Source organism: Rhizobium sp. NFR03, from assembly GCF_900111275.1.
Taxonomy (GTDB): domain Bacteria; phylum Pseudomonadota; class Alphaproteobacteria; order Rhizobiales; family Rhizobiaceae; genus Ferranicluibacter.
Window position 1 is genome coordinate 1,054,051 of record NZ_FOGR01000001.1, and the last position, 14,565, is coordinate 1,068,615.

Below are 14,565 nucleotides of genomic sequence, written 5' to 3' on the forward strand. Positions count from 1 at the left end.
GCAACGTTTTCACGCTGCATCACGCACCCGCCACAGGGTAGCCGAGCGCCCGTGCGCCATCGGCAAGAGCCGCAAGGGGTTCATAATCCGCATCCTGAAGTCGGGCAAAACGGACAAGACCGAGATGGTCGCGAACCCCTTCCAGAGCCGCATCGGTCGCGGCCGCATCGAGCACGCGCCGAAGAAGCGCGATCTCCTCGTCGGAGGCCGACAGGCGGGTGATCAGCGGCAGTCCGGGCCCCTTCACTGTTTCGCCCAGCACCCGAATGCCGCTCAGGCGGCGGGGGTCGAAGCGAAGGATGTTGGCATAGGTGATGCAGTCGATCGACGCGATATCCGCGGCACCCTCGCGAACCGCGTCGATGCTGGCGACGTGGCTGCCTGTCTCGATGAACGCGCCAAAGAAGCGACCATCGATCGCCAGCGGCGCGATCATTGCGCGGAAGAGATTGGCGCCGGAGTTGCTGTCCGGCTGGTTGACGGCGGCGCGGGCGCCCCTCAGATCGATCAGCGCGGTCGCAGCACTGTCGCTGCGAACGATGAGAAAGCTGCGCATGTCGGGGCCATCGCAGCCGGGGTAGCGATAGACCGGCGTCGCGACCAGCCGCACCTTGCCCCGTAGCCGACTGACGAAGGGAAAGCCGCAGGTCTGGGCGAGTAGAAGCTCAGGCCGCAGCCAGGCCTCATCATAAGGTAGCGTCGAAAGAGCCTGCGGCACCTCCGCAAGACCTTCGGCGCGAAGCTTGTCGCGCAGATAATCCCAAAGCTTCGCCGTTGCCGCCGCCACGGGCGCGGGGTTCGCATACATTGCAAGACTGGCAACACGCGACGCGACATTCGAGGTCTGCGACATGGGCTTCCTTCGTGACGTCCCGTGCTGTCCGCATCAACCGGAATGATGCGGATGCGTGATCCGATCGTGCGGGCGGAGCAGGAAACGCCGCGCGACATCCAGATAGCCATTATAGACGAGACCGCCATTCGCCGCCACAAGAGCCTCCCGATCACGCCGGTAGATGGCCGGCAGACGGTACCAAGGAAGACCCGGCTTGCGGTGGTGCAGCACATGCAGGTTGTTAAACAGGAAGACCGGCCCGAAGATGCGGCTGTTTTCCACGATGGCCGTGCGCTCCGCCGCCGCCTCGGCAAAGCGGTGCTCTGCATAAGAGCGCAGCCGTGTGATGGCCGCTCCGGGATAGACGAAGCCGAAGAAGTAGAGCCAGAATGGCATGCCGCAGATGGCGACGACCCAGGTCAGCACAATCGCCACCCCGAGCGCGTGCAGCGCCCAGATGCTCCGGCGGCCGACCTCGTTGCGCCAGACGAAGCGCGCCTCGCCAGCCAGGAAACTCCCCAGCATCACCGCAGGCCCGATCGTCAGCCGCCCGAGCAGCGTCAGGTTCCACTGCGCCAGACGCTTGCCGGTTCGCCCGAGGCCGAGCCACACGGCCTGTGTGACATAGGAGGATTCGGGATCTTCCACCGGATCGGTCAGGAACTCGTCGCGGTGGTGATCGAGATGACTGTCCTTGTAGATCGGATAGGGCAACCAGAGCGATAGCGGCACGGAGCCGATCGCATCGTTGATGCGCCGGCTCCGTGTCGGGTGATGGTGGATGACCTCATGCTGCAACGAGGCGTGCCACGCGATCAGCAACCCGCCGATGACGACCACCAGCGGCAGAGGCAGCACAGCCCACCACCACGTCACCGCCAGAAAGCCGCCATGAAGTCCAACAGCGAGAAGAACCGTCGGCCATTCCACCTTTGCCGAAAGCAAGGCGGTTGGCGGCGTGTAGCGGTGCGTGGCAGTCCCGGTCATCGATGTCCCCTGTCTGGTTGCGGTCTGGTCCAATGCTGTCTTATGGCTGCAGTCTCTTCAGGCGGCGTCGATCGCCTGACGCAGATCGGCGATGATGTCGTCGGGATGCTCGATACCGATCGACAACCGGACATAGCCGGGGGTTACGCCGGCCGCGCGCTGGTCCTCGACGCTCAGCTGGGAATGCGTCGTGGTCGAGGGATGGATGGCCAGCGATCGGGCATCGCCGATATTCGCAAGATGATAAAAGAGCGTCAGCGCGTCGATGAACCGGCGCCCCGCCTCGCGGCCGCCCTTCAGTTCGAAGCCCACCAGCGCGCCGTAGCTTCCCGGAACAAAATATGTCTCGGCCCTTTCGCGGGCCTGACCCGTCTGGAACTTCGGGAAGATGACGCTGGCCACCTTGGGGTGGGACAGGAGAAAATCGGCCACCTTGATCGCGTTGTCATTGTGCTGGCGCAGGCGCAGCGGCAGCGTCTCCAGCCCCTGGATCAGGTTGAACGCGTTTTGCGGGCTGATGGCGGCCCCGAGGTCGCGCAACAAAACGGCGCGCGCCCGCAGGATATAGGGGTGGAAACCGATCGCATCCGCCTTCTCGATCCATGTCTTGCCCTGATAGCTCTGGTCCGGTTCGTTGAGGTTGGGATGGCGCTCTGCGAGGTCCCGCCACGGGAAATTCCCTCCATCGATGATGGCGCCGCCAATCGACGTCCCGTGACCGCCGATATATTTGGTGGTCGAGTAGACCACGATGGCTGCACCATGCTCCAGCGGGCGAATGATCAACGGTGCCGCCGTGTTGTCCACGATCAGGGGAATGCCGAAGCGCCGCCCGACAGCCGCAACCTCCGCGATCGGGAAGACCTCGAGCTTCGGATTGGGCAGGGATTCCCCGTAATAAGCCCGCGTCCGGTCGTCGGTTGCGCGTGCGAAAGCCTCCGGATCGGTAGCATCCACAAATCGTGTTTCGATGCCGAAGCTCTTCAGCGTCGCGGCGAACAAGGCCCATGTGCCGCCGTAAAGGCCTGCGGCGCTGACGATGTTGTCGCCGTGCCGGGCGAGATTGAGGATGGAATAGGCGGACGCTGCCTGCCCCGAGGCGACGGCCAGCGCCGCGGCGCCACCTTCGATCTCTGCCAGCCGCTGCTCGAAGGCATCCTGCGTAGGGTTGGAAATGCGGGAATAGAGGTGGCCGGGAGCTTCGAGCGCGAATAGCTTGTCCGCCGTTTCGGTGTTGGAGATCTGGAACGACGAGGTCTGGTAGATCGGCACCGCCACCGCTCCGGTCGTCGGATCGAACCGGAAGCTGCCGCCGTGTAGCGCCAGCGTCTCTGGATGCCGGCTTTTAAACGTCGGCGCGCCGGACGGCGTTCCTTGCGTCTGTGGTACACCCTGCTGCTCTGCGACGTCTGGTGGCTGATGGATCGTCATGACACTGTCTCCATGGGAAATCGGATGGGATCGGGATTCCGATGGAGACAGCCTAGAGGCCGACCGAGAAATACACAGTTTTAATAGACTATTTTTCGCTGTATATGTGAAATCGCTTTCTCAAGCGGGAGCTTCCGGCGAAACGTCGCCTTCAGCACAGCTGCCCATTGTGCGTGCCCCAGCGTTTCCAAGCCAATTGAAGTGGATGATTTGCGTAAGCCCGCGCATCGGCACAAACACATGCTCGCGAGGCGGTGAAAAAGAGCATGCAATATCTGTCATCGGCAGACACCACGCTTAGTCTATGGATCAACTGAGTTTCCGGGGTGACCACGGGACTTTTGGACTTGCGACGGAGCACTTTCATGCTGATTACCAGACGTTCCCTGACCACCGCTTTGGCCGGCACCGCCCTTCTTCCGCTTCTCGGCACTCTGCCCGCCCGCGCTGCCGACAAGGTCATCCGTGTCGGCTACCAGAAATACGGCACGCTGGTTCTGCTGAAGGGCAAGGGCATACTGGAAGAGAAGCTGGAGAAGATCGGCTACACGGTGGAATGGTCGGAATTCCCGGCGGGGCCGCAATTGCTGGAAGCGCTAAATGTCGGCGCCGTCGATTTCGGTTCGACCGGCGAGACGCCGCCGATCTTCGCGCAGGCTGCCGGCGCGCCGCTCGTCTACATCGCCCATGAACCGCCCGCGCCTCGCGGCGAAGCCATCCTCGTGCCCGCCGACAGCCCCATCAAGACGGTCGCCGATCTGAAGGGCAAGAACGTCGCTCTCAACAAGGGATCGAATGTGCACTTCCTGCTGGTCAAGGCGCTGGAAGATGCGGGCCTCGCCTATACCGATATCAAGACATCGTTCCTGCCGCCGGCCGATGCCCGCGCCGCCTTTGAACAGGGCGCCGTCGATGCCTGGGTGATCTGGGATCCTTTCCAGGCAGCAGCCGAAGCCGCCACTGGCGCGCGCACCTTGCGCAACGGCGAAAACCTCGTGCCGAACCACCAGTTCTACCTCAGCACGAAGAGCTTCGTGGACGCTCATGCCGAAGCGCTCGACGTGACGATCGCCGCCATCGGAGAAATCGACCGGTGGGCGAAGGCGAACACCGCAACGGCCGCGGAGGAGCTCGCGCCCATCGTCGGCATCCCCGGCGACATCCTTGCCATCGCGCTGGAGCGCCAGTCCTTCGGCGTCACGCCACTGAGCGACGCGGTCGTATCACAGCAGCAGGCGATTGCTGACACATTCCACACGCTCGGCCTCATTCCCGCGCCGATCGTCATTGCCGACAACGTCCGCAAGGGTGGCGCCTGATGGCGGAAGCCTCGCTCGCCGGCTCCGGAACCGAAGCCTCGGTCGTGTCGCGGAAGAGCACGCGTTCGGATAGCGATCCCGGGACGGGCGCCGCCGTCTGGCAACGCCTTGCACCCTGGGCGCTGCCGATCGCGATCCTCATCCTGTGGGAGATCGCCTCGCGCAGCGGCCTCGTCACCGCGCGGCTCATTCCAGCGCCCACCGCCGTCGCCGCAGCCTTCTGGCGGCTGCTGCTCGACGGCTCGCTCCTTTACCACACGCTTGCCTCCACCCAGCGCGCGGTGATCGGTCTCCTCATCGGCGGCGGCATCGGCTTTGCACTTGGCGTGGTCAACGGCCTGTGGCGGCCCGCTGAGACCTTCCTCGACAGCACGATCCAGATGGTGCGCAACGTGCCGCATCTCGCGCTCATCCCGCTCGTCATTCTCTGGTTCGGCATCGGCGAGACGGCGAAGATCTTCCTCGTCTCCGTCGGCGTTTTCTTCCCGATCTACATGAACACATTCTACGGCGTGCGCACCATCGACCCGCAGGTGGTGGAAATGGCCGAAGTGTACGGGCTCGACCGCCGCGCCATGATCACCCGCATCATCCTGCCCGGTGCCCTGCCCTCCATCCTCGTGGGCCTGCGCTATGCGCTCGGCTTCATGTGGCTGACGCTCATCGTTGCAGAGACCATCTCCGCCACCAACGGCATCGGCTACATGACCATGAACGCCCGCGAGTTTCTGCAGACCGACGTCGTGCTGCTCGGCATCATCGTCTATGCCCTGCTTGGCAAGGTCGCCGATCTCGCCACGCGCGCCATCGAGCGGCGCGTCCTCTCCTGGCATCCGGCCTATCAGGGCGCGGAGAAGGGAACGCCATGACCCTCGCGCTGAAACCGTCCGAGACCCTGAAAACACAGGAGACGAGACAGCCAGCAAGCCCGGTCAACGGCCTGCCTCTTTCGATGTCGAACGTTGAGAAGTGCTTTGGCGCGCTGAGCGTCCTGAAGCAATTCTCGCTGGATGTGCCTGCCGGCCGGTTCCTCGCCGTCGTCGGGCGCTCGGGCGGCGGCAAGTCCACGCTGATGCGGCTGATCGCCGGTCTCGACAAGCCGACGTCAGGCACGGTGTCCATCGGCGGCAAGACGGTCGATGGACTGAATCCCGATGTGCGTCTCCTCTTTCAGGAGGCGAGGCTGGTGCCGTGGCAGCGGGTCGGAGAAAATGTCGGCATCGCCCGCGGTCCCCAGTGGCAGGAGACGGCCCGCACCACGCTACGGGATGTCGGTCTCGACGGCCGGGAAAACGACTGGCCGAGCGTGCTCTCCGGCGGGCAGAAGCAGCGCGTGGCGCTGGCCCGCGCCCTCGTCAGCCAGCCGCGCATCCTCCTGCTCGACGAGCCCTTCGGCGCTCTCGACGCCCTGACGCGCATCGAGATGCACCGCCTTCTCGAAACCCTGTGGACCGCGCGCGGCTTTACCACCGTGCTGATCACCCATGACGTTGCTGAAGCGGTCGCGCTGGCCGATCGTGTCATTGTGCTGCGTGAAGGTGCCGTTGCGCTGGACATCGATATCGATCTTGAACGTCCCCGGCGGGAACTGGCAGACCCCCGCGCGGTGGACCTGCAGAGGCGAATTCTGGAGGCGGTCTAGAGCATTTCCAGCCGAAGCGGGATCGCTTCGGCGTCGGACAATGCGGAGAAAACAAGAGGATAGAGCTTTTCCGGTGAACCCGTGTTCACCGGAAACTCTAGGCGGCAGTATGTGAACAAACAACGGCTTCCGTAGTTCGCAAGGGGATCAACGAGAGGTCCTCCCATGAATGACATTCCTGCCTTCAACCGACGCGGCCTGCTGAAACTCGGCGGCGTCGGCGTTACCGGCATGCTGCTCGCTCCCGCAGTGCAGGCCCAGACGCAGGGCCTGCCCCCACCCTCCCCGGTCGATACGGGCGCGGTCGAGGACGGCAAGGTCACCTTCCCCGAATGGCGCGGCCCCTCGGAGACACCGAGCGGCAATCCCAAAGCACCGCTACCGCCCGGCGAGCGCGTCGGTTTCGCGGTCGTGGCGCTCGGCCGCCTCAGCCTTGAGGAAATCCTGCCTGCTTTCGGCGAAACCAAGAGCGCGAAGCTCGTGGCTCTCGTGTCCGGCTCGCCCGAGAAGATGAAGACGGTCGCCGAGCAATATGGCGTCAGGCCGGAAGCCTGCTACGACTATGCCGGCTTCGACGCGATCAAGGACAATCCCGAGATCAAGGCCGTCTATGTGGTGACGCCGAACGGATTGCACCGCCCGTTCGTCGAGCGGGCCGCGAAAGCCGGAAAGCACGTCCTTTGCGAAAAGCCCATGTCGGTAAACTCCACCGAAGCCCGGGCCATGCTGGATGCGTGCAATGCCGCCGGCGTGAAGCTGATGATCGCCTACCGCATCCAGTACGAGGCCTTCAATCTGCATCTGGCCGAGAAGGTCCGCTCGAAGGCCTATGGCCGGCTGGTCGGCATGTCGGCCATCAACGTCCAGACCGTCGCGGAGAATGGCGCCGAGCAATGGCGTCACAAGAAGGCGCTCGCCGGCGGCGGCGCGCTGCCGGATATCGGGCTCTATTGCCTGAACACCGCACGCTTCCTGACCGGCGAGGAGCCGGTGGAGATCATGGCGACGCAATACAGCCCGCCCGACGACCCTCGTTATGCAGAGGTCGAGGAAACCGTGTCCTTCACCCTTCGCTTCCCCTCCAACGCCATGGTCAACTGCCTGACCAGCTACGGCGCTCGCGATGACAAGCATCAGCGCCTGAACTTCGAAAGGGCAACCGTCGACATGCCCAACGCCTATAAATACGAGGGCCAGAGCATGACCGTGATCGAGCGGGAGGGTGACCAGACAGTCCAGAAGGAGATCGACCTTTCGGCAAACAACCAGTTTGCCGCCGAAATCGACCATCTCGCCGATTGCATCCTCCACGACCGCAAGCCCCGTACGCCGGGCGAGGAAGGCGTGCAGGATCATGTTCTCATGGAAGCGATCTACCAGTCCGCCGCAACCGGCGCACCCGTCCGCCTCGACCTCATCGACAGGCTCGATGCCTTCCGCGGCCCACCGGCAAAGGTAGAGCTTTAGGAATCTGGCAACCGTGGCACGTGCGAAATGTCGCGCCACGGTTGTCCTTCAAACAATTGTCGATACGCCGAGCCGTTTTCGAAACATTCTCCCAACTCACCGCGTTACCACATCATAAAAAACAGAAAGACGAGCGTTGGGAGTAGAGCATGACAGAACAGCAGAAGATGTCCTTCGACACGAGCCTTCTCAAGATCGTCGTTACCGCAGGCGCGGCTCTTCTCGTCACTGTATCCGTCCCGGTTCTTCTTCTGGTCTGACGGGCAAACCGCTTACCATAACGTCGGCACCGGTCATACGCCGTCTCGGAACCATCTTTGGTGATAATTCAAAGCACCGGCGAGACTGCGGGCAGGCCGAGAAGCTCCACGAACATATCCGGCACTGAGATGAAAAAAGCCCGCAATCGCGGGCTTTTCGGCTGGTCGGAGTGGCAGGATTTGAACCTGCGACCCCCACGTCCCGAACGTGGTGCGCTACCAGGCTGCGCTACACTCCGTGACCAGCGGCGTTTCTATAGAACAGCGTTTTTCATTCCACAAGCGGCAAATCATCGGTTTGGATGAGTTTTTGACAGGAAGATGTCGCAGACCACATAGGCTGCGGCGGCGGTAGAGATTTTCGGCAACGCTCGGAATTAATTACGCATCGGCAGGTTCCAAGCGATTTTCTTTGGATGCGATTGGCGCTAGAGGCGTGAGCGAACGGGCGGTGCGCCTTGATGCCGGCAAGGGGCTGGTAGCAGGCGGCAGGGCGTCCGGTTTCAGGATCTTTCGAAGGGGACGATACATGACCTTGCGGGTTTTCGCCGCTGCCGGCCTTGCGCTGGCGCTTGCCGGATGCACGACCGTTGCGCCAATGCAGCAGAACGCGGTCGAAGCCCGCTGGGCCGGACAGCCGGCCGGCGTCTTCTTCGCCCAGTTCGGCCCGCCGATCGCCGACGCGCAGAGCGGCAGCGATACCCTCTATTCGTGGAAGGGCGGCTATCGCAACCGCAAGGTTCCCGCGACCTATGCCAAGAAGGCAGATGGCTCACGCGGCAAGCAGACGTCGCCGGCTCGCACTGAGTATCTCAGCTGCTCGGTACAGCTCACCGTCTCCTCGGACTATATCATCAAATCGGTTCGCCTCGTCGGCGACCGCCGTCAGCCGGGTGGCCCGAGCTGGTGCGAAGAAGTGCTGGCCGGCGCCAAGGCTTCCTGAGCCGCGACAGCTCAAGCGCATAAAGACAGAGCACCGGAGCGATCGACGCTCCGGTGTTTTTCGTTGTGAAGATCTTTGTCGGTCAGGTCAGGCCTTCGCCCGTCCTTTGCTCCCGTCCAGAACCACGAGCAGGATAACGCCGGCGATACCGACGAAGCCGCCGAGGATGGAGGTAAACCCGTAGTCGCCGAGCCGCGTGCCCACTGCAAAGACGACCGCACTGATGCCTGCGCTGAGAAACATATTCACCGCGATCAGCGAGCTGCCGAGGCCGGGCCGGTCGGCGATCAGGTCCTGCAGATAGGTGATCGGCAGGCTGATGATGGCAGCAGCGGCGATGCCGCTGATGATCGTCTGGGCGTAGATATGCCAGGTCTGCGTGGCCATGCCCTGCAGCGCCATGTAGACGGCATAGAGCGTGGCGCCGATGACCAGCGAACGCAGTGAGGTGATCCGCCGCTCGGCCGCGCTCCAGAACAGGATGAAGACGATTTCCAGAAGCGCCACCACGCCGACGACGATGCCGATGTCGCGCACCGTTCCGCCCACCTTGCCGGTGATGATCAGCGACCGCACGGCATCGTTGACGAACAGCATGGAGCAGATGAGCGCGATGGCGAGGAGCCGGAGCGCGACGCGCGGCGACACCACTTCGCCAAGCGAGGCGAGAATCCGGTAGCGCGCGGCATCGTCGCGGGTCCCGAGCGGCAGAGGCCGCGGCAGGTAGAAGGCCGCGAGGATGAAGCAGACGCCCGCAGCAAGCGCCGCAATTAGATAGGCCGGCAGCATGGATTGCGAACCGGCGAGCGCGATGCCGACGATGCCGGGAACCAGCACCCAGGAGAGCGAGATCGTCGCGCGCATCGTGGCGTTGACCGCCACGAGCTGCGACTGCGCCAGCCCGCCCGAGGCAGCGCGCACATTGGCGAATATGAGCGAATTCAGCGCTCCGAACACGGGCAGCAGAACGAGCTTGGCAATGACAAAGGCGGTGATCGTCGCCGAGACGTAGACGAGAGCGAAGCCCGATATGCCGAACAGCGCGACATAGAGGATGGAGGTGCGATAGTCGCCGAGCCGGTCGGCGAAGATGCCCATGAGCACGCTCGCCGTGACGCTGACGGCAGCGGCTGCAAACATCAGGGTGGCATAGCCGCTATCGGTCAACCCGAGTTCGCGAATGCCGATGATCGACTGGTAGGGCTGGGTCGCCGCCCCGGAGAACCCGAAGAAGAAGATGGCAAGCGCGCTGACGCGGAGCGACGGGTCCCGAAGGGCAGTCGCGATCGATAGGCTCATGGGGAACACCAGGGCGCGAGACGGCCCAGCTGGAGAGACGGCACATCGCCGGGAATATGAGGATGAAACCTATACTATACGCCAGCATCAGCAGTGCAACGGCGCAAGCGGCACCGTCGCGTATTTTTCGGCATTGCCGTTGCCTTCACTTCCAGCGGGCAGAGGCTTGCGGCTGTGGCACGTAATCGAAATCTGCGTCGAACGGATAGGACGGGCGCAGGCGCCGGTTGTTGGGCAGACGCTCGATATCCTGATTGATGACGCCATCCGTAAGGGCCATGAGGTTCGGCCGGGCTATAGGCGCCAGCTCGGGCGAGAGATAGCCGGATTTGACCACGAGCAGCCGAACGCTCAGGGGATCGATGCCATGGCGGGTGAAGTCGGCGATGTTGTGGTAGGGCCGCCGCCGCGCTGCGAGGATGACGGTGATGCCACCGACGGTGACGACCGCCTGCCGCTCCCCGGCATCAGCGGGATCATCGAGCCGGATGACAGTGGCGGAAACGTTGGCAAAGGGGCTCGCGGGATCGAGAGCGCCGCCGATCCGCAGCTGCACGACCGCGCCCTCACCCGCTGTAAAGCAGGCTTCCACTGCTGGCCGATCGGTAATGCCGCCGATGACGGCGCCTTGAAAATCGCGCGCAATGAGGGCGTTGAGCACATCGGCCCGGTCGCCGACGCCGCCGCCCGTCGGGTTGTCGCCCGAGTCCGCAAGGACGACCGGCCGGGTCTCCGTCCGCTCGGCAATGTCCAGCATCTCTTCGAGCGGCCCGGTCTCAGGGCCAAAGCGAAAGTCCTTGCGAGCCGCCCAGTAGGATAGAGCGATGTCGCGCGCGGCAGCTTCAGTCGCCGCCTTGTCCGTTCCGGTTACCACGGCGCAGGCCGTTCCGCGCGGCTCGTCGGCCCAGACATAGCCGACCATGAGGTTTGCATCCCAGATCCCCGGCACGGCATCGTGCTTCGGCAACGCGTCGTAGAGGCTCTTTGCCGGCTCGTCTTCGGTGGAGGTGCGTTCGCCCGGCAGCAGCACCGGCACCGGCGCCCATGCGACACCGGGTTTCTCGCCTGTCTGCAACGTCTTTACCAGCATGGACCATGCCCGGACCATCGTCTCGCGTACATCGATATGCGGCGCGGTGCGGTAGGCCGCGAAAATATCCAGCTGATCGATGATGCGCTGCGTGACGTTGCCGTGCAGGTCGTAGCTCGCAGCCACGGGAATATCTGGCCCAACGACACTGCGTGCCGCCGAGATCCAGTCACCCTCCGCGTCATCCATGCCTTCGACGTTCATGGCGCCATGCATGGCGAGGTACAGCCCATCGAGCGGCAGCGAGGCCTTCAGACGATCGAGGAATTCGGTCTTGAAGCCCTCATAGGTCTCCCGCGCCAGCGGCCCGCCCGGAACGGCACGGGCATGAAGCAGCGGCAGGGGCGCGACGTCAGGGTTCGGTAGAAACGAGAAATACTCGGCCGACAATAGATCGGACCCACGCAGAACGCGAAAATCCTCAGGGCGCATCAGAACCGGAGAAGAGGTGCTGCACTCGGTATGGATGCCGCCTACGGCGATACGGAAGGTCATGATATCCGGCCTTTGGAGTGGTGCGGTTTCTGTTTGCGGGGAAGAAAGGAAGGAAAACCGCTCAAAGCCTAGGGCTCAACGGCGCCAGGGCGGCAAATCGCTGCCAGTCCTTGCGTTCCCGTGGCGTCCACGCGGCCTCGGCGATGGCGGCGAGCCTCGGGAAGACGAGGTGGTTGAAGTAGTCGCGGTTGAGGAAGTGCTCCGACCAGATGCAGGCCTGAACACCGCGCATGCGGGCTTGCAGTTCTTCCGGGAAATCGCCGACCGCCTCATAGGTATAGGTGTGCTCGGGCGGCACGGTGCCGGCCCAGCTTGCGCCCGGCTCCTGAAAGGCCTCGTCCTGAACCATGTCCAGATAATAGGCCTGCCCCGGCGTCATCACGACATCATAGCCCTGGCGCGCCAGTTCAACGCCCACTTCCGGCTTCTGCCACGCCATCAGCAGGGTGCCCTCAGGGTCGACGCCGCCGCCATGAGAAACCTCGTCCCAGCCGGCAAGCCTGCGACCACGTGTCGACAGCATCTGCTGGATACGCTTCATGAAATAGCTCTGCAGCCCGAACGTGTCCTCGATGCCCTCCTCCGTCATCAGCTTGCGCGCCAGCGGCGATGCCATCCACGTGTTCGACGCCACCTCGTCCCCGCCGATATGGAGAAGCTTCGAGGGGAAGAGTGTAACCATCTCATCGAAAACCTTGCCGAGAAACACGTAGGTTTCCTCGACCGCCGGGTTCAGCGCATTGTTGGGAAAGCCTTGAACGGAGCGATAGCTGTCGGGCGCTTCCTGTCCATCGGCAAGCTCCGGCAGGGCCACCAGCGTTGCCGTACTGTGGCCGGGAATATCGATCTCGGGCACGACCTCGACATGCAGTGCCAACGCATGCGCAACGATCGCCTTCACGTCCTCCTGAGAATAGAACCCGCCGACCGGCTCTGCACCGTTGCCGAGTTGCGGCAGCATCGGCTCGTCAGGACCACGCAGCACGCCGAGCGTCGTCAGCGTCGGATAGGCCGTGATTTCCAGACGCCACGCCTCGTCGTCCGAGAGGTGCCAGTGGAACACGTTCATCCGGTGCCAGGCGAGAATATCGATGAGCCTGTTAACGTCGGCGACCGGATAGAACTGACGCGAAACATCGAGATGGCAGCCGCGCCAGACATAGCGCGGCGCATCCGCGATCTCGCCGGTCGAGGGAAAGCGGAAAAGCGCTTTCTCGGCCCGTGCACCGTGCAGCATCTGCGAAAGCGCGGTCAGCCCGTATTGCCGGCCGGCCGCGCCACCATAGGCAAGCGTGACCACATCGCCGAAGTCCAGCGTGTAGCCTTCGGCGCCAAGATCTTCGGTCTGCCGGAATTGCAAGGCGCGGCCTTCATGAACCGGTGCGAGCGACAGCGGCACATGCCCTACCTTGAAAAGGCGACGGTAGAGCGCGATGACCGTGCTGACCGCCTTCAGTTCCTCGACACTTGCTCCCTCGGCGGGGTAGAGCGCGACGGGCACGGCATCCCCGGCGGACAGGCTGGCGGCTTTTGGCCAGGGAAGCAGGTAAAATGGCTCCGTCACCTCACCCTTCGGCAGCAGATCCGGTGCCGGCTCGGCGGGACGCCCGCCAAGAAGCAGGTCGTCCACATCGACAGGCACATGGCTGCCATCGCCCAGCGTCAGATACGCCGATTTCGCGCCGTCCGTCCGGTGCTTTGCCGGACGCCAGAGGCCGGAGACGGTGAAGCGCCAGCTGCCGCCGGGCGCCAGCACGAAGTCCTTCGGCGGGGCGAACTGATGGAAATTGGCGTTGCGCATGAGGAAGGTGGCATTGTCACAGGCCGGATTGTCCATCACACGGGTCAGCGACGTATAGGCCAGCTTGAAGCCTGAGACAGGCGTGTCGGAGAGGTTGAACAGCGTGGAGACGAAGCCGCCGCAGTCTTCTCCTGCAATCGGGTGCCAGCTGTTCTCGAGCCGGAAATCATGTGCGTTTGCCATGGTGGTTTCCCTTCTGGACGGTCGTGATCTCAATAATTGTCGGATTGCGAAAAGGTCCGCGCCAACTCGGCCTGCCCGGCCGTCAGTCCGCAATCCACCGGCAGGCAGACGCCGGTGATGGCGCGCGCCTGTTCGCCGGCGAGAAAGAAGACGGCATTTGCGACATCCTCTGCCGTCGCAATGCGGCGAAGCGCATACCAGCGCTTCACATCCTCGAACACCTGAGGATTGGCGCTTGCGCGCGCCTCCCACGCCTGCGTGCGAACGGTACCCGGCGCAACGGCATTGGCCCTTATGCCGAACTTGCCGTATTCCACGGCAATCGACTGCGTCAGGTGGATCAGGCCGGCCTTGGCCGCGCTATAGGCCGGGTGGCCGAAAACGGCGAGCCCGTTGACGGAGGCGATATTCACCACCGCGCCCTGCGCCTCCTTCAGCGCCGCTTCCAGCGCGCGGAACACCAGAAACGGGGCTTCCAGATTGAGCGCCGCATCGGCCCGCCAGATGGCGCCGTCCGTATCGTGCAGGCTGACCGCGCGGGCGGCACCGGCATTGTTGACCAGCGTCCGCACAAGGCCATGGCCGGCCACGGCCTCCGCCATCGCGCGAATGCTCGCCTCGTCGGTGACGTCGCAGACAACAGTGGCAAAGCGCCCGGAGGGGCCAAGAGCGACGGCCGCCGCTTCAACCGCCGACGCATCGATATCGACCAGAACGACCACATCATGGCTTTCGGACAGACGAGCAGCAATCGCACGGCCGATATCGCCGGCAGCTCCCGTTACGACGGCGACCGAGCGGCTCATCGGTGGG

Annotated in this window: 12 protein-coding genes and 1 tRNA gene; 5 read left to right on the forward strand and 8 right to left on the reverse strand. The window is 63.6% G+C overall.

Annotated features, from left to right (window positions below):
• Positions 1 to 19: 19 nt before the first annotated feature.
• The 3 genes from BSG19_RS04960 to BSG19_RS04970 are packed head-to-tail and all read right to left on the reverse strand — an operon-like array spanning position 20 to position 3,253.
• Positions 20 to 853 carry a phosphate/phosphite/phosphonate ABC transporter substrate-binding protein gene (locus BSG19_RS04960; protein ID WP_092985332.1) on the reverse strand — a complete coding sequence of 278 codons (834 nt, stop codon included), beginning with the start codon at positions 851 to 853 and terminating at the stop codon, positions 20 to 22.
• Between the two features lie 33 nt (positions 854 to 886).
• Positions 887 to 1,822 (reverse strand): fatty acid desaturase, encoded by a 936-nt coding sequence (locus BSG19_RS04965; RefSeq protein ID WP_092985334.1) that lies wholly within the window; start codon positions 1,820 to 1,822, stop codon positions 887 to 889.
• A 57-nt stretch (positions 1,823 to 1,879) separates the two neighbouring features.
• Positions 1,880 to 3,253 (reverse strand): O-acetylhomoserine aminocarboxypropyltransferase/cysteine synthase family protein, encoded by a 1,374-nt coding sequence (locus BSG19_RS04970; protein WP_092985336.1) that lies wholly within the window; start codon positions 3,251 to 3,253, stop codon positions 1,880 to 1,882.
• A 365-nt stretch (positions 3,254 to 3,618) separates the two neighbouring features.
• Here BSG19_RS04970 and BSG19_RS04975 point away from each other — a divergent pair, with 365 nt between their 5' ends.
• The 4 genes from BSG19_RS04975 to BSG19_RS04990 all read left to right on the forward strand — a co-directional run bounded on the left by BSG19_RS04975 (position 3,619) and on the right by BSG19_RS04990 (position 7,681).
• A complete protein-coding gene (locus tag BSG19_RS04975) occupies positions 3,619 to 4,572 on the forward strand; it encodes a sulfonate ABC transporter substrate-binding protein (protein ID WP_092985338.1) in 954 nt (317 codons plus the stop codon).
• Positions 4,572 to 5,441, forward strand: coding sequence for an ABC transporter permease subunit (locus tag BSG19_RS04980; protein ID WP_092985340.1), 870 nt, complete (start codon positions 4,572 to 4,574; stop codon positions 5,439 to 5,441). The genes BSG19_RS04975 and BSG19_RS04980 overlap by 1 nt, the downstream gene beginning before the upstream one ends.
• Positions 5,438 to 6,214 carry an ABC transporter ATP-binding protein gene (locus BSG19_RS04985; protein WP_092985342.1) on the forward strand — a complete coding sequence of 259 codons (777 nt, stop codon included), beginning with the start codon at positions 5,438 to 5,440 and terminating at the stop codon, positions 6,212 to 6,214. The genes BSG19_RS04980 and BSG19_RS04985 overlap by 4 nt, the downstream gene beginning before the upstream one ends.
• Positions 6,215 to 6,379: 165 nt before the next feature.
• Entirely contained in the window at positions 6,380 to 7,681 is a 1,302-nt protein-coding gene (locus tag BSG19_RS04990; protein ID WP_092985344.1) for a Gfo/Idh/MocA family protein, read from the forward strand.
• A gap of 422 nt (positions 7,682 to 8,103) precedes the next feature.
• On the opposite strand, the gene BSG19_RS04995 is transcribed toward BSG19_RS04990, so the two are convergent.
• A tRNA-Pro gene (locus tag BSG19_RS04995) sits at positions 8,104 to 8,180 on the reverse strand.
• Between the two features lie 290 nt (positions 8,181 to 8,470).
• Between BSG19_RS04995 and BSG19_RS05000 the strand changes: the two genes are divergently transcribed.
• Positions 8,471 to 8,884, forward strand: coding sequence for a hypothetical protein (locus BSG19_RS05000; protein ID WP_092985346.1), 414 nt, complete (start codon positions 8,471 to 8,473; stop codon positions 8,882 to 8,884).
• A gap of 87 nt (positions 8,885 to 8,971) precedes the next feature.
• Here BSG19_RS05000 and BSG19_RS05005 read toward each other — a convergent pair whose 3' ends face one another.
• From BSG19_RS05005 to BSG19_RS05020, 4 genes are all read right to left on the reverse strand, one after another.
• Positions 8,972 to 10,183, reverse strand: coding sequence for an MFS transporter (locus tag BSG19_RS05005; protein ID WP_092985348.1), 1,212 nt, complete (start codon positions 10,181 to 10,183; stop codon positions 8,972 to 8,974).
• 145 nt (positions 10,184 to 10,328) lie between these two features.
• A complete protein-coding gene (locus tag BSG19_RS05010) occupies positions 10,329 to 11,768 on the reverse strand; it encodes a M81 family metallopeptidase (RefSeq protein ID WP_092985350.1) in 1,440 nt (479 codons plus the stop codon).
• A gap of 61 nt (positions 11,769 to 11,829) precedes the next feature.
• Positions 11,830 to 13,752, reverse strand: coding sequence for a beta-N-acetylhexosaminidase (locus BSG19_RS05015; RefSeq protein ID WP_092985352.1), 1,923 nt, complete (start codon positions 13,750 to 13,752; stop codon positions 11,830 to 11,832).
• Positions 13,753 to 13,781: 29 nt separating this feature from the next.
• The gene (locus tag BSG19_RS05020; RefSeq protein WP_092985354.1) at positions 13,782 to 14,558 is read right to left on the reverse strand and encodes an SDR family oxidoreductase; all 777 of its coding nucleotides are present in this window, start codon (positions 14,556 to 14,558) and stop codon (positions 13,782 to 13,784) included.
• Between the last annotated feature and the right edge of the window lie 7 nt (positions 14,559 to 14,565).